General features: G+C 72.4%; 19 protein-coding genes. 6 read left to right on the top strand and 13 right to left on the bottom strand.

The genetic code is table 11. The features are described from left to right. Positions 1 to 9: 9 nt before the first annotated feature. On the top strand, positions 10 to 1,068 hold the full coding sequence (locus tag ABZ887_RS05460) for an NlpC/P60 family protein (protein ID WP_361283117.1): 1,059 nt from the start codon (positions 10 to 12) through the stop codon (positions 1,066 to 1,068). Between the two features lie 52 nt (positions 1,069 to 1,120). On the opposite strand, the gene ABZ887_RS05455 is transcribed toward ABZ887_RS05460, so the two are convergent. Both ABZ887_RS05455 and ABZ887_RS05450 read right to left on the bottom strand, forming a co-directional pair. Continuing rightward, entirely contained in the window at positions 1,121 to 1,858 is a 738-nt protein-coding gene (locus tag ABZ887_RS05455; protein WP_361283115.1) for a response regulator transcription factor, read from the bottom strand. Further along, entirely contained in the window at positions 1,855 to 3,147 is a 1,293-nt protein-coding gene (locus tag ABZ887_RS05450) for a PspC domain-containing protein (protein ID WP_361283113.1), read from the bottom strand. The genes ABZ887_RS05455 and ABZ887_RS05450 overlap by 4 nt, the downstream gene beginning before the upstream one ends. A gap of 224 nt (positions 3,148 to 3,371) precedes the next feature. Between ABZ887_RS05450 and ABZ887_RS05445 the strand changes: the two genes are divergently transcribed. Together ABZ887_RS05445 and ABZ887_RS05440 are read left to right on the top strand one after the other, a co-directional pair. After that, complete coding sequence (locus ABZ887_RS05445; RefSeq protein WP_361283111.1) at positions 3,372 to 4,712, top strand: PspC domain-containing protein; 1,341 nt, start codon at positions 3,372 to 3,374, stop codon at positions 4,710 to 4,712. After that, positions 4,699 to 4,938 (top strand): hypothetical protein, encoded by a 240-nt coding sequence (locus tag ABZ887_RS05440; protein ID WP_361283109.1) that lies wholly within the window; start codon positions 4,699 to 4,701, stop codon positions 4,936 to 4,938. Before ABZ887_RS05445 ends, ABZ887_RS05440 begins: the two co-directional genes overlap by 14 nt. Here ABZ887_RS05440 and ABZ887_RS05435 read toward each other — a convergent pair. After that, a complete protein-coding gene (locus ABZ887_RS05435; RefSeq protein WP_361283107.1) occupies positions 4,924 to 5,463 on the bottom strand; it encodes a DoxX family protein in 540 nt (179 codons plus the stop codon). The two genes, ABZ887_RS05440 and ABZ887_RS05435, sit on opposite strands and share 15 nt — an antisense overlap. Positions 5,464 to 5,625: 162 nt before the next feature. Beyond that, the gene (locus ABZ887_RS05430) at positions 5,626 to 6,903 is read right to left on the bottom strand and encodes a hypothetical protein (RefSeq protein ID WP_361283105.1); all 1,278 of its coding nucleotides are present in this window, start codon (positions 6,901 to 6,903) and stop codon (positions 5,626 to 5,628) included. Between the two features lie 188 nt (positions 6,904 to 7,091). On the opposite strand from ABZ887_RS05430, the gene ABZ887_RS05425 reads away from it, so the two are divergent. Next, the gene (locus ABZ887_RS05425) at positions 7,092 to 7,985 is read left to right on the top strand and encodes a DUF4429 domain-containing protein (protein ID WP_361283103.1); all 894 of its coding nucleotides are present in this window, start codon (positions 7,092 to 7,094) and stop codon (positions 7,983 to 7,985) included. A gap of 134 nt (positions 7,986 to 8,119) precedes the next feature. Here the strand turns inward: ABZ887_RS05425 and ABZ887_RS05420 are convergent, their stop codons facing one another. Further along, positions 8,120 to 8,914 (bottom strand): class II aldolase/adducin family protein, encoded by a 795-nt coding sequence (locus tag ABZ887_RS05420; protein WP_361283101.1) that lies wholly within the window; start codon positions 8,912 to 8,914, stop codon positions 8,120 to 8,122. 244 nt (positions 8,915 to 9,158) lie between these two features. Continuing rightward, positions 9,159 to 10,739, bottom strand: a complete 1,581-nt coding sequence (gene guaA / locus ABZ887_RS05415) for a glutamine-hydrolyzing GMP synthase (protein WP_361283099.1) — start codon at positions 10,737 to 10,739, stop codon at positions 9,159 to 9,161. Between the two features lie 491 nt (positions 10,740 to 11,230). On the opposite strand from guaA, the gene ABZ887_RS05410 reads away from it, so the two are divergent. Continuing rightward, on the top strand, positions 11,231 to 11,512 hold the full coding sequence (locus tag ABZ887_RS05410; protein ID WP_089099362.1) for a chorismate mutase: 282 nt from the start codon (positions 11,231 to 11,233) through the stop codon (positions 11,510 to 11,512). A gap of 599 nt (positions 11,513 to 12,111) precedes the next feature. Here ABZ887_RS05410 and ABZ887_RS05405 read toward each other — a convergent pair. Further along, complete coding sequence (locus ABZ887_RS05405) at positions 12,112 to 13,254, bottom strand: hypothetical protein (RefSeq protein WP_361283097.1); 1,143 nt, start codon at positions 13,252 to 13,254, stop codon at positions 12,112 to 12,114. A gap of 238 nt (positions 13,255 to 13,492) precedes the next feature. Here ABZ887_RS05405 and ABZ887_RS05400 point away from each other — a divergent pair, with 238 nt between their 5' ends. Next, entirely contained in the window at positions 13,493 to 14,521 is a 1,029-nt protein-coding gene (locus ABZ887_RS05400) for an LAETG motif-containing sortase-dependent surface protein (protein WP_361283095.1), read from the top strand. A gap of 122 nt (positions 14,522 to 14,643) precedes the next feature. Here the strand turns inward: ABZ887_RS05400 and ABZ887_RS05395 are convergent, their stop codons facing one another. The 6 genes from ABZ887_RS05395 to ABZ887_RS05370 form a co-directional block, all read right to left on the bottom strand. Next, on the bottom strand, positions 14,644 to 16,422 hold the full coding sequence (locus tag ABZ887_RS05395; RefSeq protein WP_361283093.1) for a GMC family oxidoreductase: 1,779 nt from the start codon (positions 16,420 to 16,422) through the stop codon (positions 14,644 to 14,646). Between the two features lie 103 nt (positions 16,423 to 16,525). Next, entirely contained in the window at positions 16,526 to 18,151 is a 1,626-nt protein-coding gene (locus ABZ887_RS05390) for a succinic semialdehyde dehydrogenase (RefSeq protein WP_361283091.1), read from the bottom strand. A gap of 136 nt (positions 18,152 to 18,287) precedes the next feature. After that, a complete protein-coding gene (locus ABZ887_RS05385) occupies positions 18,288 to 19,214 on the bottom strand; it encodes a serine/threonine-protein kinase (RefSeq protein WP_361283089.1) in 927 nt (308 codons plus the stop codon). Positions 19,215 to 19,311: 97 nt separating this feature from the next. Continuing rightward, positions 19,312 to 19,944 carry a LamG-like jellyroll fold domain-containing protein gene (locus ABZ887_RS05380; RefSeq protein WP_361283087.1) on the bottom strand — a complete coding sequence of 211 codons (633 nt, stop codon included), beginning with the start codon at positions 19,942 to 19,944 and terminating at the stop codon, positions 19,312 to 19,314. 34 nt (positions 19,945 to 19,978) lie between these two features. Continuing rightward, positions 19,979 to 21,607: a serine/threonine-protein kinase gene (locus tag ABZ887_RS05375; RefSeq protein WP_361283085.1), complete on the bottom strand. Its 1,629-nt coding sequence runs from the start codon at positions 21,605 to 21,607 to the stop codon at positions 19,979 to 19,981. 93 nt (positions 21,608 to 21,700) lie between these two features. Next, positions 21,701 to 23,539, bottom strand: a complete 1,839-nt coding sequence (locus ABZ887_RS05370; RefSeq protein ID WP_361283083.1) for a serine/threonine-protein kinase — start codon at positions 23,537 to 23,539, stop codon at positions 21,701 to 21,703. Between the last annotated feature and the right edge of the window lie 62 nt (positions 23,540 to 23,601).

Raw genomic sequence — 23,601 nt, 5'->3', positions numbered from 1 at the left:
ACAGTCCAGGTGGCAGCGCACCGCAAGCCCCGACAGCGCTCGCTCAGCGGCAACACGGCCCGCACGGCCGCCACCCTCGCCCTGGCGGGCGCGGCCACCGCGACGGCTTTCGAAGGGACCGGAAACGCCGAGCCGCAACTGACACCGGCGCAGGTGAAGGCCAAGGTGGACCAGCTGTACCAGGAGGCCGAGGCGGCCACCCAGAAGTACGACGGAGCCAAGGACAAGGCCGATACGGCCGAGCGGCGGCTGAAGTCGCTGCAGGACGAGACCGCCCGCGCGCAGGAGAAGCTCAACTCCGCCCGGGACGCGCTCGGTTCGACAGCGGCCGCGCAGTACCGCGACGGTGGCATCGACCCGGCCTGGCAGCTGGCGCTGTCCAGCGACCCCGACCGGTACCTGGACGACGCGGCGCTCGCCGAACGGGTCGGCGACCGGCAGGCCGGGGCGGTGGCGCGGGTACGCAGGCAGCTGCAGGAGATCGAGCAGCTGCGCGGCGCGGCGCACGTGGAGCTGACCTCGCTGCGGTCCCGGCAGGCCGAGCTGAAGCAGCACAAGACCGCTGTCATCGGCAAGCTCGGCGAGGCCCGGCGGCTGCTGTCACAGCTGTCGCCGGGGCAGCGGGCGGCGGTCATGGCGGACGACGGCACCGGACGTGCCTCCCGCTCGGCGCCGGACGCCCGCGCCCCACTGGCCGCCGGCAGCGTCGCCGCCACCGACTCCCGCGCCGCGGCCGCCGTCGCGTACGCCTACTCGAAGCTCGGCAGCCCCTATGTCTGGGGCGCGACCGGCCCCGACGCCTTCGACTGCTCGGGCCTTGCCCAGGCCGCCTACCGCTCCGCCGGCGTCTCCATCCCCCGCACCACCTACGCCCAGATCGACGCGGGCCGCCGCGTCTCCCGCTCCGAACTCCAGCCGGGCGACCTGGTGTTCTTCTACTCGGGCATCAGTCACGTCGGCATCTACATCGGCAACGGCCAGATGATCCACGCCCCCAACCCGTCGGCGCCGGTGCGGATCGCCCCGATCGACGAGATGCCGTTCGCGGGGGCCACGCGGGTGGTGTGAGCCCCCGGCCGGTCTCCGTGGCCCCGGGGCGCAGGACCCTCGCGGACCCGCCTCAGACCAGGCGTCGCGCCGTCGCCCAGCGGGTCAGCTCGTGCCGGTTCGACAGCTGCAGCTTCCGCAGGACCGCCGACACATGGGACTCGACCGTCTTGACGGAGATGAACAGCTGCTTGGCGATCTCCTTGTAGGCGTAGCCCCGCGCGATGAGGCGCAGGACCTCGCGCTCGCGCTGGGTGAGGCGGTCGAGGTCCTCGTCGACCGGCGGAGCGTCGGTGGACGCGAAGGCGTCCAGGACGAACCCCGCGAGCCGCGGCGAGAAGACGGCGTCGCCCTCCTGGACCCGGAAGATCGAGTCGACCAGGTCGGTGCCGGTGATCGTCTTGGTGACGTAGCCGCGGGCGCCGCCCCGGATCACGCCGATCACGTCCTCGGCCGCGTCCGACACGGACAGCGCGAGGAAGCGCACCGGCTGCTCGGCGCCCGCCATCAACGGGGCGCACCGGCGCAGCACTTCGACCCCGCCGCCGCCCGGCAGGTGCACGTCCAGGAGGACCACCTCGGGCCGGGTCGCGGTGATCACCGAGACGGCCTGGTCGACGTCGGCGGCCTCGCCGACCACCTCGACGCCGGTCTGCTCGGTCTGGCCGATCTCGGCCTGGACGCCCGTACGGAACATCCGGTGGTCGTCGACGAGGACCACCCGCACCCGACGCCCGGCCTTGCCCGCGCCTTCCGCCGGACCGTTCGCCGGGCCGTTCGCCGGGCCGTTCGCCTCGGTCGCGTCGCTCATGACGTCTTCTCCGCCCTCTCCATCTCCAGCTCGACCTCCGTGCCGCCGCCCGGCACGGACCGCAGCCGTGCGGTGCCGCCGTGGCGCTCCATGCGGCCGATGACCGATTCTCTGACACCCATCCGGTCGGCGGGTATCGAGTCGAGGTCGAAGCCGGGACCACGGTCGCGGACGGACACGAAGACCGTCCTGCCCTCGACTTCGGCGTAGACCTGGACGGCGCCGCCCTCGCCACCGTACTTGGCCGCGTTGACCATCGCCTCGCGCGCGGCCTGCATCTGCGCGCCCGTCCCCTCGTCGAGCGGGCAGTCCCCGACCACCACGACCTCGATGGGGACGCCGTGCTTGTCCTCCACCTCCGCCGCGTTGCGCCGGACCGCGTCGGCGAGGGTGGCGGGCTCGTCGGCCTCGTCCTTGCCGGTGCCCTCGGGTTTGTAGAGCCAGGTGCGCAGGTCGCGCTCCTGGGCACGGGCGAGGCGGCGCACCTCGCCCGCGTTCTCCGCGTTGCGCTGGATCAGGGTGAGGGTGTGCAGCACGGAGTCGTGGACATGGGCGGCGACCTCGGCGCGCTCCTGGGCGCGGATGCGCATCAGCCGCTCCTCGGAGAGGTCCTGGGTCATCCGCACGAGATACGGGCCGGCGAGCAGCGTGATGCCGACGAGTACGGCGAGAGCCGCCTGGAGCACCGCGCCGATGTGTGCGGCGGAGCCCTGCATGACGAAGACGCCCGAGACGCCCGCGGTGACGAGCAGGACGCCGACGCCCGCGCGCAGCAGGGTGAGCGTGCGGCGCCGGCTGCCGACCTCGACCCAGCGGGCCCGGCGGGCGTTGTCCGCCTGGCGCCAGACCAGGGCGACACCCGCGGCGACCAGGACCGCGGGAAGGAGATAGGCCTTGGCGCCGCCGGTCAGGTTGACGCTGCCCACGAACACCATGGACACGACGACCATGAGGAGCAGGGCGACGATCTGGCCCCGGTCCGGTTTCCGGGCGACGAGTCTGCGGCGGCCGTCCGCCGAGGTCTCGGTGGCGACCAGGGACGGCGGCTTCTGGCCGCCCACCCCGCCGACGCCGAGGGGTACGAAGAACCAGAACGCGGCGTACAGCAGCGCGCCGAGGCCGTTGGCCATGAACAGGCCGACGAAGGCGAGCCGCACCCAGACCACGGGCAGGCCGAGGTGCCCGGCGAGGCCCCGCGCCACTCCGCCGAGCCAGCGGCCGTCGCTGCTGCGGTAGAGCTTGCGCGGCGGCCGCGGGTCGTCGAGGGGCACTGCTGCGGCTTCCGGCATGCCATCGATGTTCACACGCCCGCCGTTGCGGAGCATCAGGGTCGGCCCCCGAGACTCCCCTGATCTTCGGACTTTCCCGCGCCTGCTCCCCGCGGCGTGGGCCCGGATCTCCGTCACCCCGGCGCCGTTCGAACGCTTCCCGGCCCGGCCTCGGGGCCGATTTCAGGGTTCGGCCAGGGTCATCCCGACTGCCGTTGCGGCGGCGCGGCCGTCACCATTGACTCATGACTGATCACGAGCACGCCGCGACGGGTCCGGGACCCGGCGCCGGTGCCGGTGCGGAAGCCGTCGACGCGGCCTCCCCGCGGTTCCGGCGCGACCGTCGGCACAAGATGATCGCGGGCGTGTGCGCGGGGCTCGGACGTCACACCGACCTGGACCCGGTGATCTTCCGCATCACCCTGGCCGTGCTGGCCGCGACCGGTGGCATCGGCCTCCTCTTCTACGGCTTCGCCTGGCTCTTCGTGCCGTACGAGGACGACGAGGAGAACGAGGTCCGCAAGCTGCTGACCGGCCGGGTCGACGGGCAGGCCCTGGCGGCCGTGCTGTTCGCGCTGATCGGCTGCGGAGTGCTGCTGACCATGATCAAGAACGGCCAGGTGCTGGCGTTCGCCGTCGTCCTCTCCCTGCTGCTGGCCGGTGCCGGGTACTGGTCGCGGCGGCGCGGCGCCCCCGACCCCGACCCGCTGTCCGCCCAGGCCGTCGCCGACGCCCCGCCGGAGGCCCAGGCACCGCCGATCCAGATCTCGTACCCCTCGTGGTGGCGCGACCCGATCGTCAAGGACGGCACACATGTCGGAGGCACCGGCTATCTGTGGGGGCCCGCCGACGCCCGCGGCCGGGACGCCCCGGGACTCGACTTCCGGCTGAGCACCCCCTGGGTCCACGGCCAGGACACCCGCGTCCGGCAGAGCCCGCCCCCGAAACCGCGCGGACCGCGCTGGATCGGCGGCTGGATCTTCCTGTTCGCCCTGGTCGCCGGCGGCCTGGGCACCGGCCTGACATGGGACACGCACCCGCTGGGCACCAGCCTCCAGACCGGTCTGGCCTGCGCGCTGATCGTGTTCGGACTGGGGACGGCGCTCAGCTCGTTCCTCGGACGCACGGGGGCCGGCTCGCTGTTCCTGGCGCTGCTCACGGCGGCCCTGCTGGCGGCCGCGACGGCCCTGCCGTCCGACATCAGCACCCACTGGACGCGGATGTCCTGGACCCCGGCCACGGCGGCGGAGGTGTCGTCGGCGTACGACCTCGGGACGGGTGTGGCCACGCTGGACCTGACGCACATACGCATCGCCAAGGGGCAGACGGTGTCGACGTCGGCCGAGGTGGGCGCGGGCCGGCTGAAGATCGTCGTGCCGGCGGACGCGACCGTGCGGATGAGCATCGACGTGGGGGTGGGCGACATCCAGTTGCCCGGTGACGACAAGAAGGACGTGGACGTGGAGCCGGGCAAGCACAAGGACGTGACGCTGCCGCCGGCGAGCGGTGCGAAGAACGCGGGGACGCTGGACCTGGATCTCCAGGTCGGCGCGGGACAGGTGGAGGTGACCCGTGCTGCGGCATGAGTTCCAGCCCGGACGGCTGGTCGTGGGTGTCTTCCTGACGGCGGCGGGGGTCGCCTACGCCGGTGACGCGGGTGGCTGGTGGGACACCGAGTGGTTCGCGGTCATCCCCGTGATGGTGGCCGGCCTCTTCCTGGCGGGGGTGACCGCGGGCCTGACCCGGGCGATACGCAGGCGCCGCGGTACACCGGAGAGCCGCAAGGAGCCGAGCCGGCTAGAGACCCAGTGAGGCCCGTGCGGAGCGGTGTCGGCGCCGGGCCCGGAGCATCGCGTCCAGGGAGAGGTAGGGGGCGCCGGCGAGGACCAGGGGCAGCCAGGCCATCAGGTAGGCGAGGTCGTTGCCGTAGTAGTACGGGGAGTTGGCCCAGCTGATGGTCAGCCAGAGGCTGAGCGAGATCAGCGCGCCGCCGAGCGCGGCCAGACGGGCCAGCAGTCCGAAGAGGGTGCCGAGGCCCACGGCCAGCTCGCCGATGGCGATCGCGGTGCCGAAGCCGACGGGGTTCTTCAGGGCCAGGTCGATCAGGGCCGGGATCGCGGCGGAGTCGCGGACGGCGCGCATGGTGTCGCCGATGGACCCGGACCCGCCGGATTTGAGGAAGGCGCTGTCGGTCAGCTTGTCCAGGCCGGCGTAGATGAAGGTGACGCCCAGGAAGATCCGCAAGGGAAGGAGGGCGTATCGGGTGGCGGTGTCCCGCAGTCCGCGGTCGCCGTCGAGATACGGGGTGTGCGTGTCCGAACGAATGCCGTGAGTCATCGCCAGTAGCCGCCTCTCGCCGCTGTACCCAGGCCCCTCAACAGACCATACGTACGACAACCGGGACTCGCTCAACCCTCAGCCGGACGTTTTTCCGAATTTCGGTCGGACACAGCCACCCGGGAGGGTGGAGAAACCCCCTTCACTCGGTCACTTCGACCTTCACTCGGTCACTTCGACCACGCACCGGTTGGTCGCCACTCCGGCCGCCGTCACCACCTGGACCTCGACCCAGCCGGGCTCCACGTCGGCCGGGACCGGGACGGTGAGGACGTGGTCCGTGGGGTTGCTGAAGCCGCCGGTGACCGGGACCAGGGGGACGTGGACGTTGACGGGGCCGATACGGACGACCATGCGGGAGAGACGGTCGGCGGTCTGGGCGCCGGGCGGGACGAAGCCGGTGCCGCGGATCTCGATGTCGTCGCCGGTGCGAATCGGGGCGTCCAGGTCACCGGCCTCACGGGCCCGGACGACGGAGAGGATCACCGGGCGGCCGCCCTCGGCGTACTTGCCGGCCAGGTAGGTCGCAGCGGAGATCAGGACCACCGTCGCGAGGCCCCAGGGCAGGTCGGGGAGCTGGTCGGGGCGGCGGGCGAGCCGTACGGCGGCGAAGAGCAGGGCGACGGCGCTGATGACGACGAACTGGATGTCGGCGAAGGTGCCACGGCCGGCGTCGTCGGTGAGGAGGTCGGAGGCGCGGGGGCGGTGGGCGCGCACCTTCTGCAGGCGCTGGCCGACGATGCGCAGGCCGACCACCCGGCGCACCAGGACGGCGATGCCGCAGACCACGGCGAGGACGGTCACCGCACCGGCGCCGCGGGCGAGGTCGAGTCCGGAGATGAGGGCGTCGCGTTCGGCGGGAGAGGAGGCGGCGGCCAGGCGGCCGGCCAGGACGAGGACGGCGTACGCGACGAACAGGACCCAGGAGGCGGCGACGGTGCGGGAGGTGGACATGCGGTTGTCCTCGCCGATGACGGGGGCGAGCACCCCGCCGCGCGAGCGGTGGAACCAGGAGGCGGTGGTGAGGGCGAGGGCCACGACCAGGGCGGCGAGCAGTCCGGCGGTGCGGGCACTGGTCCAGCCCGCGCCGATGGCGGTGAGGGACTGGGTGAGGAGCATGATCACGACGATCGCCCAGACGGTGCACGTGGTGCGCAGCCAGAGGCGGGCCAGCCAGGCCTCGCCCTCGGCGCGGCTGCGTTCGGCGACCGCCTCCGCGGACTGGGTGAGTTCCTCGGAGACCCACTGGCGGGAGGCGGAGGCCGAATGGGCCACCGCCGCGGGCAGCCCCTGCCCGGCCGCGAACTCGTCGCGTTTGAGGAGGAATTCGGCGACCGCCCGCCGGTGCCCCTCGCGCGCACCGTGCGGACAGTCCCCGCACGCGCAGCCGCCCCCGTGGACACCCGAACCGGCGCCCTGCCTCGCCTCCTGCACCGCCACGCCCGACGCCTGCCTTCCCCACGCCCGGGGCACGCCGCGCAGGGCCCTCCCCGGGGCTCGACGACGCCGTGCAACTCCCTTGTGTCGAGAGCGAATTGTGCCCTACGCCACGCCGTTCGCGAGCAGCAGGTTGGTCACGACGAGTGAAGGTACGGCAGACGTGTTGACCCGGCTGCGAGAATTTCCCCATGGCCGAGATCATCCAGCGGGACGGGACCTGGGCCTTCGACGGCAGCACGGTCCGGATCACGCCGGGTCGGCACCGCTCCGTGCCGCTGTTCCGGCAGACCTACGGGGAGATCTCGGTCCCCCTGGAGGCGGTGTCGGGGGTGGTGTACGAGCCGGAGCGCAAGCGGGGGCGGCTGCGGATGCGGCTGCGCGAGGGGGCCGACCCGTTGTTGCAGGCGACGGGCGGGCGGCTGCCGGAGGCGGCGGATCCGTACCGGCTGACGGTGGACGGGGACCGGTCCGGGGTGGCCGAGTACGTCGTGGCGGAGATCCGGCAGTCGCTGCTGCTGGACCAGGTCCCGAAGGAGCCGACGAAGACGTATCTGCTGCCGGGGCCGCCGGTGCCGGTGTCGGTGCGGTCGTCGGACGGCACGGTGTCGTTCGACGGTACGCAGGTGCGCGTCGACTGGGCCGACACCTCCGACCGGGTCAAGCGGGCCACCGGGCCCCGGATCATCGGCGTCGGCGATGTGGTGCAGGTGGAGTGGCTGCCCAACTCCGGCCGCGAGGACGGCTTCCTGCGGTTCGTGACCCGCGAGACGGTGTTCTCGAAGCTGCCGGCCGAGCGCGACCCGTACGCCCTCGACCTGTGGGGCAGTGTCCGCCGCGATCTGCTGACGGCGCTGGTCGCGGCGGCGGTCACGGCCCGGCTGCCGCATCCGTCGACCCGGCCGGGCACGGAGTACGCCGACCGGGACCGGAACCGGGCCGCGGTGCCCGTGCCGCGCCGGTCGGGCGACCATCACGACGTCCTGCTGCGCAGACTGCGGGAGCTGGGCGAGCTGCACCGGGACGGGGTACTCACGGACGAGGAGTTCACGCGGACGAAGGCCGCCGTGCTGCGGAGCTTCTGAGCAGCGCCCCGCAAGGGGCGCTGGGGGTACCCCCGGCCGAAGGCTGGGGGAGGAACTGCGCGACCAGCCACAACGGCGCCGCAGACGAAAGACGACAGATCACGGCGCTTCCAGCGGAGCGCTCCGCGGAGCGCCTAGCTGAGCAGGTCCGGTTCGCTGCGGCTGATGTCCTGCCACAGGGGCTGGTAGTTGATCCAGGCCACCAGGTCGCCGCCGAGCTGTTCCCGGGTGGCGACGGCGAGCTTGTGGTCGATGAGCAGCGGGCGGCCGGCCGCCTTCGCGGTCAGCTGGACCTGCGCGGACTTCTCCATGGAGAGGAACCACCAGGCGGCCGCGTCCACCGAGTCGCCGACGGTCAGCAGCCCGTGGTTGCGCAGCACCAGCGCCTTGCGGGAGCCGAGGGCGGCGGCGATGCGGCGGCCCTCCTCGGCGTCGACGGCGACGCCGGTGTAGGAGTCGTAGAGGGCGTGGTCCTCGTAGAAGGCGCAGCTCTCCTGGCTGATCGGGTCCAGCAGGTCGCCCAGGGCGGACAGGGCGCGGCCGTGCACGGAGTGGCAGTGGGCGACGGCGACGACGTCCGGGCGGGCCGCGTGTACCTGGGCGTGGACGGTGAAGGCGGCCTGGTTGATGTGGTAGCGGCCCTCGATCACCTGGCCGTCCTGGTTGGCGAGGACCAGGTCGCCGACGGTGACGTGCTTGAACGGCATGCCGAACGGGTTGACCCAGAAGCAGTTCGAGTATTCGGGGTCGCGGGCGGTGATGTGCCCCGACACCCCGTCCTCCAGTCCGGCCCGGCCGAAGATCCGCAGCGCGCCGGCGAGCCGCTCCTTGCGATGCCGGCGCTCGTCGTCGAGCGAGTCGTACATCGGCGGCATCGCGAACTGGAGCTGGTCGGTGGGCAGTGGAAGGGGCGGGGTCGGCCCGTGCATAGGTCCTCCAGCACTGGGTTTGTGTTACGGCCGGAAGTTACCGCCGGTCCGCGCAGGAAAACAGAGCTGTTCTGTAAAGATGACGCGCGCGAGCAGATCGCGACAGAAGTTGTCGGGAATCGGCGGCACAGCGGCTCGTACGGCACACGCCGAAGAGGTGGCGCCGCCGGAGCCGCACCACCTCTTCTTCAGCTACTTCCTCCGCAGTGGGTTCCGCAGCGGGCGCGATCGGGCGCGCCCGGTCCTACTCCCACTCGATGGTGCCCGGCGGCTTCGAGGTGACGTCGAGGACGACCCGGTTGACGTCCCGGACCTCGTTGGTGATCCGGGTGGAGATCTTCGCGAGGACCTCGTAGGGCAGGCGGGACCAGTCGGCCGTCATGGCGTCCTCGGAGGAGACCGGGCGCAGGACGATCGGGTGGCCGTAGGTGCGGCCGTCGCCCTGGACGCCCACACTGCGGACGTCCGCGAGCAGGACCACCGGGCACTGCCAGATGTCACGGTCGAGGCCGGCCGCGGTCAGCTCCTCGCGGGCGATCGCGTCGGCCTCGCGGAGCAGGTCGAGGCGGTCCTTGGTGACCTCGCCGACGATCCGGATGCCGAGACCCGGACCCGGGAACGGCTGGCGCTGGACGATCTCCTCCGGCAGGCCGAGCTCCTGGCCGACCATCCGGACCTCGTCCTTGAACAGCTTGCGCAGCGGCTCGATCAGCTTGAACTCGAGGTCCTCCGGCAGGCCGCCCACGTTGTGGTGCGACTTGATGTTCGCGGTGCCGGTGCCGCCGCCGGACTCCACGACGTCCGGGTAGAGGGTGCCCTGGACCAGGAACTCCACGGCCGGGCCGGCGTCGGCGATGATCTCGGCCTGGGCCTGCTCGAAGACCCGGATGAACTCGCGGCCGATGATCTTCCGCTTCTGCTCCGGGTCGGAGACCCCGGCGAGCGCGTCGAGGAAGCGGGCCTCCGCGTCCACGACCCTCAGCTGGACGCCGGTCGCGGCGACGAAGTCCTTCTCGACCTGCTCGGTCTCGCCCTTGCGCATCAGGCCGTGGTCGACGTAGACGCAGGTCAGCTGGGAGCCGATGGCCTTCTGGACGAGGGCGGCGGCCACGGCGGAGTCGACGCCGCCGGACAGACCGCAGATCGCGCGCCTGTCGCCGACCAGCTCGCGGATCGCCGCGACCTGCTCGTCGATGACGTTGCCGGTGGTCCAGGTCGGCTTCAGGCCCGCGCCCCGGTAGAGGAAGTGCTCCAGGACCTGCTGGCCGTGCGTGGAGTGCATCACCTCGGGGTGGTGCTGGACGCCGTAGAGCTTCTTCTCGTCGTTCTCGAAGGCGGCGACCGGGACGACGTCCGTGGACGCGGTGACGGTGAAGCCCTCGGGGGCGGCGGAGCAGGCGTCGCCGTGCGACATCCACACGTGCTGTTCGGCGGGGGTGCCCTCGAACAGGGTGGAGGAGTTCTTGGAGACGTGCAGGTCGGTACGGCCGTACTCGCGGGCGCCGGTGTTGTCGACGGTGCCGCCGAGGACCTGTGCCATCAGCTGGAAGCCGTAGCACATGCCGAAGACGGGGACGCCGGCCTCGAAGAGCTCGCGGTCCAGGCGGGGGGCGCCCTCCTCGTACACGGACGAGGGGCCGCCGGAGAGGATGATCGCCGCCGGGTTCTTGGCGAGCATCTCGGCGACCGGCATGGTGCTGGGCACGATCTCGCTGTAGACCCGGGCCTCGCGGACGCGGCGGGCGATGAGCTGGGCGTACTGCGCGCCGAAGTCGACGACCAGGACGGTGTCGGGAGCGGCGGCAGCGGGAGTCGCTGATGACACGGGGTGCCTTCCGGCGGTCGGGCGGGGGTCTGTGCCTCCGATTCTAACGGGGCGCGGTGGGGCACCTCCCGCCTCCGGGGGCTCCGCCCCCGGACCCCCGGGTCCTTTGCCCACCCACCACCCGACTCGGCACACCAGAAAGTGACCGCCCCCACCCGACCCGGCGGGCCGAGAAGTGACCGCCCGGCCAGGCCCGGCAGGCCGAGGAGTGGCCGCCCCGCCCGCCCTTCCCGGCCCGGCGGGCCGGGAAGCGGCCACCTGCCCGGCCCGGTCCGCCCATCCCGTTCTGTGGCATAATCGCCCCCATGCTCACCCGGACGACCTTCCTCTTTACCTATGGCAACCGGCCCACCGGCTGCCATGGTCGTGCTGCTTGAGCTACTGACAAGCGACTTCCCCAGGCGCCCCGGGCCGACAAGGTCCGGGGCGCCTGGTGTTTCTCCGGATCCTGTCGGTTCGGGGCACCGCCCGCCTTCCGACGAGGAGCCCCCATGAACGCGATCGACGTGACCGGTGCCCGTACCCCCGAGGCCGCCGAGGTGATCAGTGGTGCGCGGGAGCGCATCGACGCGCTCGACGACCGGATCATCGGTCTGATCCAGGAACGGATGGCCGTCTCCGCCGTTGTCCAGGAGGCACGGATCACCTCCGGCGGCCGCCGGGTGAACCTCTCCCGGGAGATGGAGATCCTCGGCCACTACAGCACGGCGCTCGGCAAGCCCGGCACCGCCCTCGCCATGACGCTCCTGGAGCTGTGCCGGGGCCGCATCTGAGTCGGGCGGATCTGCGTTCGGGGTCTTCTCACCCGTACGGCGCGTGACCGGCCCGCGAACCGCTTCGTTGGTGGGGTGTCCGTGTCAGCCAGGGGCGGGCCCGAAGGAACCACGCGTGGCTTCACTGGGGCGATGAGGCGTACGGAACGTGCCGTGCGCCGTGGGACCTCGCTCCAGTCAAGTGACCGGACGGCAGGGGACAGCAGCCCGGTCACCCAAGAGACGGCCGGCTCCGGGGACGCCCGGGGCCGACCGGCGGAAAATTGCAAAAATGCATAAGGGCTGGGTCAAACGGTTGCGGAGGCCGCGTGCATCCAGCACGATGCGTAGAAGGCCCGCAAGGGGCTTCGGAGTTCCCAAGTCCCAGTTCAGGCAACGGAATTGCCGTGTACCAACCGTCCGCCAATGGTCGAGACCTGCCGTACGCCCCGTGTGCGCCGGGGCGCCGACCCGGGGCTCGGACGGTGGCGCAGGGCGCGGAAACCAGCGGCGCAACCCCCCGGCGCCGCTTCCAGGCACCGACGCTGCCCTGACGTCGGTGCTGACGAAAGAAGGGCCCCGCGGCTCCGTCCCGCGGGGCCCTTCGCCTGTGTGCGCGGCTAGGTACGGCTCACCGTGCCGCAGGCCTCTTCCTTGCCGATGTCGCGGCTGCGGTCGTACGGGTCGACGGACGGGCCGGTCGGGGCGGCACCGGCGGTCGGGGCCTGGGACGGGAACTGCGGGTGCAGATAGCCGTCGTTGATGTCGCAGGCCGAGTTGCCGGCGTCCTCGTCGTAGCGGAGCAGGGTCAGCCGGCCGGGGGTGACCTGGTACCGCGTGGGGTCGGGGAGTTCGGCGTCGATCACGCGGCGCACGATCGTGCGGGTGACCTCGGTGGAGCCGCCGGCGCGGACGACCGGGTAGACGAAGGTGTAGTCGGCGTGCACGGCCACGCCCTGGTACTTGCCCTTCGCGAAGGTGATGCGGCCGCGCACCTTGACGATCTTCCCGGCCTGCTTCACGTCCTTCGGGTCGAAGCGGCTGAAGAGGAAGAGCGGGTCGTGGGTCTTGCTCGGGCTGCGCAGCGAGGCCTTGAGGCCGTCGAGCACGTCGGGCTGCTTGGGGTCGAGCACCGAGAGGGCCGCGTCGGGGTTGCCGCCGGCGATGACGTCGGGGTTCAGGTTGGCGTCCACCAGCAGCTTCCTGGTCTGCTGGAGGGCCAGTTCGACGCGGTCCTTCGGGATCGCGCCGAGCGCGGTGGCCTTCGGCAGCACGATGCCTTCCGCGCCGTCGGCCCAGCGCAGCGCCGGGGAACCGGCGAACGGATGGGCGAGCGTGGGGGTGTCGGGAGCGGCCGCGGAGGGCGGGGCGGTCGGGGTGGTGGTCTCGGCGGGCAGGGGCGTGGTGGCGGTGTCCGTGCCGGCGGACGAGCCGAAGGGGTCGCCCGGGATCAGGGAGGGCCGCATCGCGACGACGGCCACGGCGATCGCCAGCGGAACGCCGATGAGCGCCCATGCCCTGCGGCGGCGGGTGGCCCGCCCGTTCATCTCCTGCCAGGCGGGCCCGGTCCGCCACCCCTCGGGCTCCCCCTTCCGCCCCTTGAGCCGCTCGGTCACCTCGCGGGCCCGCGCGGAGGGCTCCTTGGGGGCGGACTTGCGGATGTCCCGTTCGCTGTCCTGGAGGAACTGCTCCCACACCTCGTCGGATATGGAGGAGGACGACGGCTCGTCCCCCGACGATTCTTCGGACCGTCTGTCAGACATGACACTCTCTCGCTCGGCCGTTCGACGGGGGCGAGAATAACCTTGGAATCGACTGTGTTCATGCCATGCCCGCCGATTGACATGAAGAGGCGACAGCCTTGAGGTCACTTGAGATCAAGTGACCCACATCACATATGAATTCGGTGAATGTGGAGGCAACCATTCACACGACTTGCCGGTCACATCAGCGGAACCAGCGGTGACATCCATCCACCGCAGCTGATGTACGGGGGTCCTCATGAAGCTTCGCCGGGCCATGGCCGCGGCGGCCGTCACGGCCGTGATCGCACCGGTCGCGCTGCTGTCCGCGCCGGCCGCGTTCGCGGACGAGTCGCCGTCGGCGCCGGAGACGTCGGAGAGCGCACCGAGCGAGATACCGAGCGACACGGCCTCGGCCTCGCCGTCCGACTCCGCCGCACCGAGCGACAGCGCATCCGAGTCCGAGTCCGCATCGGCGTCCGCATCGCCCAGCGACGGCGCGAGCGCCAGTGCGTCGGCGTCGGCCTCCTCCTCCGTCGAGCCGTCCGAGTCGGCCGAGCCCAGCGAGGACCCGTCCGACCCGGACGTGCCGTACTGCGAGGACCTCGACGAGAACTTCGGCGACGCCAAGGTGTCCGCCGACATCAAGGGCCTGCCCGGCAAGATCGTCGCGGGCGACGGCTTCCACGGCTTCGAGCTGGTCGTGACGAACGAGTCCAAGACGGACGTCGAGGGCGTCGCCTTCTACGCCGAGATCGAGAACTACGAGCTCGACGAGTCGAAGTACCTCAGCCCGTACGTCGACCTGGAGTTCAAGAACCCCGACACCGGCTCCTGGGACCGGATCGGCAGCGACGACTGGGCCGGCGACTACTTCTTCTACGTGCCGAAGCTGAAGTCCGGCGCGAGCAAGTCGGTCGACCTGCGGGTCTCCATCGACGCCAAGGCGCCCGCCGGTGACGCCTACTCCTTCGGCTCCGGCGCCTACCTCGACAAGGTCGACGGCCAGGACTGCATCGCCGAGGGCTGGGCCCAGTACGACTTCACGGTCCTCGAGGCCGGCTCGTCCAACCCGGACCCGGGTACGGCCACGCCGAGCGACGACGGCGGCAAGGACTCCGTGAAGAAGCCGCAGGGCGACATCTCCGACCTGCCGACCGGCAACCTCGCCGACACGGGCTCCAGCTCGGCGCTCCCGGTCATCGGCCTGGTCGGCGGCGCCGCCGTCGTGGTCGGCGCCGGCGCGGTGGTCCTGGTACGGCGGCGGAAGGCCGGCGCCGGCTCATAGGCAAGGTCGCGCGAGCCGTCGTCAGGCGGCGGCCGCGCACCGATCGAAGAGGGACCTGGGCTCGGAGGGGGGCACAGGTCCCTCTTCGGTGTCCGGCGACCTTCCCGGCCTTCTCCTTGGGCCTACTTCTTCGGCGGTACGGCCGGAATGCCGAGGAACGGCAGCCGCAGCGCGCCGAAGGCCTCGGCCGGGACCGCCGGACGGAGCGGCTCGACCGGGCGGAGCCGCTCGTACGGCTCGCCCTGCCGCGGCCGCGGGTCCGCCTCGCCCTTGTTGGGCCAGTACGACATCGCGCGCTCGGCCTGTGCCGTGATCGTGAGGGACGGGTTCACGCCCAGGTTCGCGGAGACGGCGGCGCCGTCCACGACCGAGATGCCCGGGTGGCCGTAGAGCCGGTGGTACGGGTCGATGACCCCGGTCTCGCGGGAGTCGCCGATGGGGCAGCCGCCGAGGAAGTGGGCGGTGAGCGGGGTGCCCATCAGCTCGCCGACGTTGCTGCCGGCGAAGCCGTTGATCTCCTCGGCGAGCACGGTGGCCGCCTCCGAGGCGGCCTTGATCTGCTTGGGGTTGGGGGCGCCGTGACCCTGCCGGGCGGTGAGCAGGCCCTTGCCGACGCCGTCCGGTTTCAGGTACGTCGTCAGGGAGTTGTCCAGCGACTGCATCACCAGGCCGATGATGGTCCGCTCCGACCAGCGCCGGTTGGAGAGCGAGCGCAGCACCAGGAGGGGGTGGCGGGCCGCGTTCGCCAGCCAGCCGAGGACGCGGGAGGAGCCCTCCGCGTACGGGACCTGGAGGATGGACAGCCCGCCCATCGCGTTCGAGCCCCTGCCGTAGCGGACCGGCTCGATGTGGGTGTTCTCGTCCGGGTGGACGGAGGACGTGATCGCGACGCCCCGCGTGAAGTCGGCCTTGGGCGTGCCGTGTGCCTTGCGGTAGCGGCGGTTGTCGGTCTGCGCGCCGACCAGGGCCTCGGAGTTGGTGCGGGTGAGGTCGCCCAGGCGGTCGGAGAGGTACGGCAGCTGACCGCCGGCCTTCATGCGGTGCAGGAGGGTCTGGGTGCCGTAGGTGCCGGCGGCGATGACGACCCGGCGGGCCTTGAAGACCCGGCCCCCGGCCTTCTTCCGGTCGTCCGTGGGCAGCGTCGCGACGGCGTAGCCGCCCTGCGAGTCGTCGGTGACGGAGACGACCGTCGTCATCGGGTGCACCACCGCGCCCGCCTGCTCGGCGAGGTGGAGGTAGTTCTCGTTGAGGGTGTTCTTCGCGCCGTGCCGGCAGCCGGTCATGCACTCGCCGCACTCGGTACAGGCGTTGCGGGCGGGGCCCGCACCGCCGAAGTAGGGGTCGGCCACCTGGTCGCCGGGGGCCGCCTTCGCCTCGCCGTCGGCGTCCTTGCCGTCGCCGAAGAACACGCCGACCGGGGCGAGGTGGAAGGTGTCGCCGACGCCCATGCGCTGCGCCGCCGCCTTCAGGTGGACGTCGGACGGCGTCATCGTCGGGTTGAGCCGTACGCCGAGCATGCGCTGCGCCTGGTCGTAGTACGGCTTCAGCTCGTCCTGCCAGTCCGTGATGTCACGCCACTGGGGGTCGTCGAAGAAGGGTTTCGGCGGGACGTAGAGGGTGTTGGCGTAGTTGAGCGAGCCGCCGCCGACGCCCGCGCCGGCCAGCACCATGACGTTGCCGAGGAGGTGGATGCGCTGGATGCCGTAGCAGCCGAGCCTGGGGGCCCAGAGGTAGTTCTTGATGTCCCAGGAGTTCTTGGGGAGGGACGCGCGGGTGAAGCGGCGGCCGGCTTCCAGGACGCCGACTTTGTAGCCCTTCTCGGTGAGGCGCAGGGCGGTTACGGACCCGCCGAAGCCGGAGCCGACGACTATGACGTCGTAGTCGTAGGTGTCCTGGGGCACGGGTGCTCCTCGTTGAGTTTCGCGTGCGGGTGGATCGTGGTTGCTCGCGCCCACGCGGCGGAGCCGCAAATCAAATACAGCCCCGCGCCCCTGAAGGGGCGCGTCAGCGCAGCCTCAGTGCCTTCATCACGCGGAGGCTCGTGCTCATGAAGGCGGCGTACTTCTCGTCGTCCATGCCGAGCGAGGGGGCCATAGGCAGCAGGCGCTGCTGGGCGACCGTCTGCGCCTCCGTGTACTTGAGGATGCCCTCCGAGCCGTGTCGGCGGCCCAGGCCCGAGTCCTTCATGCCGCCCATCGGGGACTGGACGCTGCCGTAGGCGGGGGCGTAGCCCTCGTTGACGTTCACGGTGCCGGTGCGCAGGCGGGCGGCGACCGCTCGGCCCCGGCTGCCGTTCTTCGTCCAGACCGAGGAATTGAGGCCGTACGGCGTGCCGTTGGCGTGCTCGACGGCCTCGTCCTCGGTCTTGAAGCGGTAGATGGAGACGACCGGGCCGAAGGTCTCCTCCGTGCAGACGGCCATCGCGTCCTCGACGCCGTCGAGGATGGTGGGCTCGTAGAAGTAGGGGCCGATGTCCGGGCGGGCGGTGCCGCCGGCGACGACGGTCGCGCCCTTCTCCACCGCCTCGTCGACGTGCCGGGTGACGGTCTCCAGCTGCCGTTCCCCGACCAGGGACCCCATGTCGGCGCCGTAGGCGAGGGACCTGCCGAGCCGCATGGCCCTGGTGCGGGCGGCGAAGCGCTCGACGAAGGCGTCGGCGACCGACTCGTGGACGTACAGCCGCTCGATGGAGATGCAGAGCTGGCCGGCCGAGGAGAAGCAGGCACGGACGGCGCCGGCCGCCGCCTTCTCGATGTCGGCGTCGTCCAGGACCAGCATGGCGTTCTTGCCGCCGAGTTCGAGGGAGACGCCGACCAGGCGGGCCGCCGCGCCCTGGGCGACCTCGCGCCCGGTGCGGGTGGAGCCGGTGAAGGAGACGTAGTCGGCGTGCCGGACGACCTCGGGGCCGACGACCGGGCCCTCGCCGAGGACGACCTGGAAGACGTCGGCGGGCAGCCCCGCCTCGATGAGGAGGTCGCGGGCCCACAGGGCGGTCAGGCAGGTCTCGGTGTCCGGCTTCATGACGACCGCGTTGCCCGCGGCGAAGGCGGGGAGCGCGTCGCCGACGGAGAGTTCCAGGGGGTAGTTCCAGGGGGCGATCTGGCCGACCACGCCCCGCGGGTGGCGCAGTTCGGTGACGCGCGTGAGGGTGGGCATGGCGCCCGCGTGCCGCTTGGGGCGGAGGTAGGCGGGGGCCTTGCGGCCGTAGTGCCGGGCGGCGACCGCGACGGCCTGCACCTCCTCGTGGGCGTGCAGGCGGGCCTTGCCGGTCTCCAGCTGGATGAGGTCGAGGACCTCGGCCTGGCGGGCCAGGATCAGGTCGTGGAAGCGGAGCAGGACGGCGGCGCGCTGCCGTACCGGCACCTTCGCCCACACGGCCTGGGCGGCGCGGGCCGCGTCGAAGGCCTTGGCCACGTCCTCGGGGGTGGACTCGGGCAGGTCGGCCAGCTTCTCGCCGGTGAAGGGCGTGTGGTTGGCCGTGCGTCCGGAGCCGGCGACGCCCTTGGTGAGCTGGGCGACCAGCTCGGGTGTGACCACGTCGGCGGCGGTTCGAGCCCCTGCGGGGGCGGGGGCGAGCGGGTTCGTGCCGGTGGGGGCCGGTGCGTGGGCCGGGGCCTGCGAGTCCGTCATGAGCCGCAGGGTATTCGGGAGCGGGGCCTTTGGGTACCCGTGGGTAACCCGGTTTCACGGACCGCACACACACCGCCAGTGATCACTGGCAGAGAATGCGCTGATCAGGGGGTTGGACGGGGACGATCAGCGCCGGTCAGCCGCGTTCCGGTTTTTTGGCGAGGAGCAGGCCGAGGGCGGCGAGCGGGGTGAGGCGGCGGGGTTCGGGGGCCGCCGGAACCGGTGGGGCCGGTGCGACCGGTGGCGCCTGGGGGCGGACCGGGGCCGGCGCCGGGGGCTCGGTCACCCATGCCGGAGGACTCACCCCGGCGGCTTCGGCGAGCACCTCGGCAGCGTCGGCGGCCGTCGGCCGGGCCTCGGGTTCGGGGGCGAGGAGCTGCGCGAGGAGCGGACCGAGGGGGCCCTCGCCGCCGTCGGTGGCCGAGGCGCGCTCGCCGCCGTCGGTGGCCGCGCGGAGCAGCGCGCCGAGGGACCACAGGTCGGAGGCGGGCCCTGCGCCGCGCCCCTCCTCGTACTCGGGGGCGATGAAGTCGCCGTCGCCGCGCCCCTGCTGCCCCGCGCCGATGCCGAAGTCGGTGACGACGACGCGCTCGCCGTCGGCTCCGAGCAGGACGTTGGAGGGCTTGAGGTCACGGTGGACGATGCCGACGCCGTGCGCGGCGTGCAGCGCGCCGAGGACGGCGAGCCCGATGCGGGCGGCCTCGGGAGCGGGCAGCGGCCCTCGGCCGGCGAGGGCCGAGTGCAGCGGCTCCCCCGCCACCAGCTCCATGACGATCCAGGGGAGTTCGTCCTCGACGACCACGTCGTGGATGGCGACGGCGGCCGGGTGGTCGACGCGGGCGGCGGCGCGGGCCTCGTGCAGCAGCCGGTGTGCGGCGCGCTCCCGTTCCGCGCCGCCCGGCTCGCCGGTCAGGCGGGGCTCCTTGACGGCGACGTACCGCCCGTCCTGCTCGTCGCGGGCCCGCCACACGGTGCCGCTCGGCCCGGAGCCGATGCGTCCGGCGAGCCGATAGCGCCCACCGATCAGACGTTCCCCGACCGGCTGTTCGCCGTCTTCACTCATGTCACATGAGTACCTTGCGCACCATGCCCTTGTCGAAGCGGCGCGGTCAGAGGAGTGCGGTCCGCGGGCCCCTCCCTGTGGAAGGGGCCCATGGACCTCAGATGTCGACGCTCCCGAGGGAGAGTTGGGCGAGCTGGGTCGGGGTCAGGACGCCCGCGTAGGTGTGCACCTCGTCGATCGCGCCGGCCAGGTGGTCGGTCCCGCCGTCCGGGGTGAGGGTGCGGCCGACCTGGAGGGCGCCGGTCGGCGTCCAGGTGTCCTCGCCGGCGACGCCCGCCGTGGCCGCGGGGTAGCTCGATCCCACGTAGAGCCGGAGTTGGTCGGCCTGCTCGTCGTAGACCACCGCGAGGTACTCGTCGCTCGACGCGGGCCGGTCGGCGGGCGCGGTGACCGTCGTGGTCGGCGCGTCGGCACGGTCCTCGTGCGCCACCACGGCCTCCCAGGCCTGCGAGGAGGCGACATAGCGCAGGGTGAACAGGCTGGTGTGAACGCCGGGCTGGGACAGCACGGTCATGTCGTGGTCGGCCGTCGCCGTGTCGACGCGGGCGTGCGCGGTGACCGAGAAGCCGGCGTCGGTCGGGGTGACCGCGGTCGGGGTGCTCGCGTAGTCGCCGTCCCCGTCGAGGAGGAGGTCGCCGGTTCCCCAGAGGGGGTAGGTGGCCGGGGTGCAGTCGGGGTTCCAGGCGCAGTCGTCGCTGTCGGTGTGGACGGCGGCGTCCCCGGCGAGCACGGGGGCGCGGTCGCCCGGCCTCCTATCGGCGCCCTCAGTCCGCCGTGAACGTGTCGACGGCGACGTCGAAGTACTCCCGTGCCTCCCGCACCTTCCCGACCGGCGCCGACACCCACACGTCGTACATCTGACCGCCTTCCTCCCAGCAGAGGTCGTAGGTGTGCCGCGGTCCCTCCGCCGCGCTGAAGCCCTTCCAGGTGAACTCCCAGAAGGCAGCGGGGTGTCCGGAGTGGGTGGTGTCGGTGACCCGGCCGTCGTGGTACCCGGGGTTGGTGCTCGGCCCCTCGGCCGCCGCCCGCCGCATCGCCCCGCCCGGTCCGTCCGTCGGCGGCTCGGAGACCTTGATGCCGAGCCGGAAGGTCTGCCCCGGCGACATGTAGAAGACGCGCTCGCCCTGCGGGTCGCGGGTGAAGCCCTCCGGCACGGCGAGGGCGAAGCCGACCGGGTCCCGGGCGAGGCGGTAGCCGGAGGGCGCGGTGCTGGAGTGGGCGGTGGGGGGCGGCGGGGCGGTCGAGGAGGGGGGCTGGGTGGTGGCCGTGGCCGAGGGGGACAGGGTGGTCGAGGGGGCCGTCGGGTGGGACGCGGAGACGGCCGTCGTACCCCCGGGGCCCGGGGCGGTGCCGCCCCCGCCGCCGTGGAACAGCAGCGTTGCCGCCGACACCCCCGCCCCGGCCATCGCGGCGACCAGCAGCGCGGCGACCAGCACCCCGCGGGTGGAGGTGGACCGGGGCGGTACGGCCGGTTCCGGAGCCGGCGGCCACGGCACGTCCCGCTGGGTCGGCGTGTACGACGCGACGCCCGCGTCCCGCGCCGTGGCAACGTCCGCCACGGTCCCCGTCTCCAGGAACCCGCGCAGCATCAGCTCGGCCTCCGCCGCGCCCAGCCGCCGCTCGGGATCCCGCTCCAGCAGCCCCCGTACGACCGGCAGCAGCGGCTCGGCCTGGGACGGTGGCCGGATCTCGTCGGAGACCACGGCGTGCAGGATCCCGCCGAGCGAGTCGCGCCGGAACGGCGACTCGCCGCTGAGCGCCGCGCACAGCAGCGCGCCCAGCGACCACAGGTCGGCCGCCGGGCCGGACCGCGAGCCGTTCATCCGCTCGGGCGCGGTGTACTCGGGCGAGCCGACGAAGGAACCGGTCTCGGTGAGCGTGGTGGCGCCCGCGACCTGGGCGATGCCGAAGTCGGTGAGCACGACACGCCCGGTGGCCGCCTCGACGAGCACGTTGGCCGGTTTGATGTCCCGGTGCAGCACCCCCGCCCCGTGCGCCGCCCGCACCGCGCTCAGCAGGGCGATCCCGATCCGCGCGGCCTCGCCGACGTCCACCGGCCCGCTCCGCGAGATCCGGTCGGCGAGCGAACCGCCGTCGATCAACTCCATGACGATGTAGGGCCGTCCGCCGTCCTCGACCACGTCGTGCACGACGATGATGTGCGGGTGGTGCAGCTGGGCGACGGCCTGTGCCTCACGCAGGGTGCGTTCGCGGCGCAGCCGGGCGTCGTCGTCCGAGCGGGAGTCGTCGACCGTGAGCTCCTTGACGGCGACCTGCCGTCCCAGTAACTGGTCGGTCGCGCGCCATACGACACCCATCCCGCCCCGCCCGAGCCGCGTTTGAAGGCGATAACGCCCCGCGATCAGACGGACGGCGTCCCCGTCGGTCCCCATGGCCCCATGATGCCGCACCGGACCCGAACCTTCCGGACGGTGACAAGCCAAGACACCCGACCGGAAGGCCGCTTTCCGGGCCGCGGCGCCGCGTCAGCCGGACGAGCCCGGCTCGACCCAGCTCTGGAGCACCCACTTGAACTGCTGCTCGGCCGTCGCCCAGTCCTTCGCCGGCGACGACACGTAGATCGCGTACTCGGCGCCCGCCCGTGAGTAGTACGTCTCCTCGACCGCGCGCCGGGGCCCGGCCACGTTCGCCCCGTCCTTCGCCAACGCGGTCCAGGTGTACTCCCACAGCGACCCGTCCCGGTCCCGGTACAGGTTCTGCTTCAGGGTCACGCGCTTGTAGTCGACCAGCCGCTGCAACTGCTGTTCCAGATCCAGCTGGTGGGCGTTGGCGTTGGCGAAGTCGGGCGAGCTGTCGATGGCGATGCGCACGAAGTGCTTGCCGCCGTCGGGCGTGTAGTCGACCTGCTTGAGGTCACTGTCGGTCTGTTCGCCACCGGTGCCGCCGGAGTCGTAGACATTGCGCTTCCAGCCCTTGGGCAGGGAGAGGCTGAAGCCGAACGGGTCGTGCACGGTCTGCCAGTCGGTGGGGACCGCGCCGTCCGGCGCCGTGCCGGCGCTGCCCGAGGACGACGGACTGGAGGTGGCCGGCGAGGCCACGTTGCCGCTGTCGTCCTTCTGCCCGAAGTCCCACTTCTGCAGGGCCACGGCCGTGCCGCCGCCGAGCAGTGCCGCCAGCGCGACGACGAGCGCGAGCGTGCGCAGCCGGCGCCGTCCGGGCTGCACGGAGACGGGTGCGGACGACGGGCCGAGGACCGTCGGCCCGCGCATGGAATCGCCGGGGGGACGCTGCCCCTCGTAGGAACCGCCGGGAGAAGCACCGACGGAACCGCTGTACGAACTCCCGTAGGAGCCGCTGCTGTAGGAGCCGCCGCCGTAAGAGCCGCCGCCGGAGCCGCCGCCGTGGGAGCCGCTGCCGTGCGAGCCCCCGTACGGGGTCGCCGCCTCCTCCCGGAAGGTCTCGTACGAGCCGCCGGAGTCCAGCCGCGTCCCACGACCGCCGCCACTGATCTGCGACTGCGTCGGTACGTACGCCTGTGCCGTGCTCGGCCGCCGTCCCTCCGCGGCCTCCGCGAGCATCTGCTCGACCTCTTCGGGGCCCGGCCGCTGCGCCGGTTCCTTGCGCAGCAGGGCCGTGATGACGGGCTCCAGCGGGCCCGCGGCGAGCGGCTCGCCGGCCTCGTCCTCGACGACCGCCTGCATGGTGGTCAGCGGCGAGGTGCGGCGGAACGGCGAGCGCCCCTCCACCGCCGTGTACAGCGTCGCGCCCAGTGCCCACAGGTCGGAGGACGGCCCCGGATCGTGCCCGCGCACGCGCTCCGGCGCGAGGTAGTCGACGGATCCGACGACTTCCCCGGTACGGGTGATCGTCGTGTCGCCCTCGATCTGCGCGATGCCGAAGTCGGTGAGGAGGACCCGGCCGTCCCGGCCGAGCAGCACGTTGCCCGGCTTGACGTCGCGGTGCAGCACCCCGGCGCTGTGCGCGGCACGCAGCGCGCGCAGCACCCACAGCCCGATCCGCGCGGCCTCCCGCGGCTCGATGCGCCCGCGCTCCTTGACCGCGTCGGCCAGCGAGCAGCCCTCGACCAGCTCCATGACGATCCACGGGCGGCCGTCGTGTTCGAGTACGTCGTGGACGGTGACGACGGCGGAGTGGTTGATGCGCGCCGCGGCCCGCGCCTCGGCCCGGGTGCGGGCCAGCAGGACGGACTGGTCGCTCTCGGCGACGTAGAGCGCGGCCGTCAACTCCTTGATGGCGACCGCCCGGTGCAGCACTTCGTCATGGGCGCGCCACACCCGGCCCATGCCGCCGCTGCCGATGACGTCGGCCAGCCGGTAGCGGCCCGCGATGAGCAGGCCCTGCATCTGATTCACGTTGCCCCGCAATGCTCTTGTCAGGGTCAGACTAAGGACCACCCCGCGGTCAG

Origin of the sequence: Streptomyces sp. NPDC047061, from assembly GCF_040643955.1 — a bacterium.
Classification (GTDB): Bacteria; Actinomycetota; Actinomycetes; order Streptomycetales; family Streptomycetaceae; genus Streptomyces.
The sequence above is the reverse complement of the archived record's forward strand: the minus strand, read 5'-3'. Positions and strand labels throughout refer to the sequence as shown.

Coding starts and splice junctions, on each gene's coding strand:
- ABZ887_RS05455 (WP_361283115.1), bottom strand. CDS start 1,858: ATGAGCGACGCGACCGAGGCGAACGGCCCGGCGAACGGCCCGGCGAAC.
- ABZ887_RS05450 (WP_361283113.1), bottom strand. CDS start 3,147: ATGCCGGAAGCCGCAGCAGTGCCCCTCGACGACCCGCGGCCGCCGCGC.
- ABZ887_RS05445 (WP_361283111.1), top strand. CDS start 3,372: ATGACTGATCACGAGCACGCCGCGACGGGTCCGGGACCCGGCGCCGGT.
- ABZ887_RS05435 (WP_361283107.1), bottom strand. CDS start 5,463: ATGACTCACGGCATTCGTTCGGACACGCACACCCCGTATCTCGACGGC.
- ABZ887_RS05425 (WP_361283103.1), top strand. CDS start 7,092: ATGGCCGAGATCATCCAGCGGGACGGGACCTGGGCCTTCGACGGCAGC.
- ABZ887_RS05420 (WP_361283101.1), bottom strand. CDS start 8,914: ATGCACGGGCCGACCCCGCCCCTTCCACTGCCCACCGACCAGCTCCAG.
- ABZ887_RS05410 (WP_089099362.1), top strand. CDS start 11,231: ATGAACGCGATCGACGTGACCGGTGCCCGTACCCCCGAGGCCGCCGAG.
- ABZ887_RS05405 (WP_361283097.1), bottom strand. CDS start 13,254: ATGTCTGACAGACGGTCCGAAGAATCGTCGGGGGACGAGCCGTCGTCC.
- ABZ887_RS05400 (WP_361283095.1), top strand. CDS start 13,493: ATGAAGCTTCGCCGGGCCATGGCCGCGGCGGCCGTCACGGCCGTGATC.
- ABZ887_RS05390 (WP_361283091.1), bottom strand. CDS start 18,151: ATGACGGACTCGCAGGCCCCGGCCCACGCACCGGCCCCCACCGGCACG.
- ABZ887_RS05385 (WP_361283089.1), bottom strand. CDS start 19,214: ATGAGTGAAGACGGCGAACAGCCGGTCGGGGAACGTCTGATCGGTGGG.
- ABZ887_RS05375 (WP_361283085.1), bottom strand. CDS start 21,607: ATGGGGACCGACGGGGACGCCGTCCGTCTGATCGCGGGGCGTTATCGC.
- ABZ887_RS05370 (WP_361283083.1), bottom strand. CDS start 23,539: ATGCAGGGCCTGCTCATCGCGGGCCGCTACCGGCTGGCCGACGTCATC.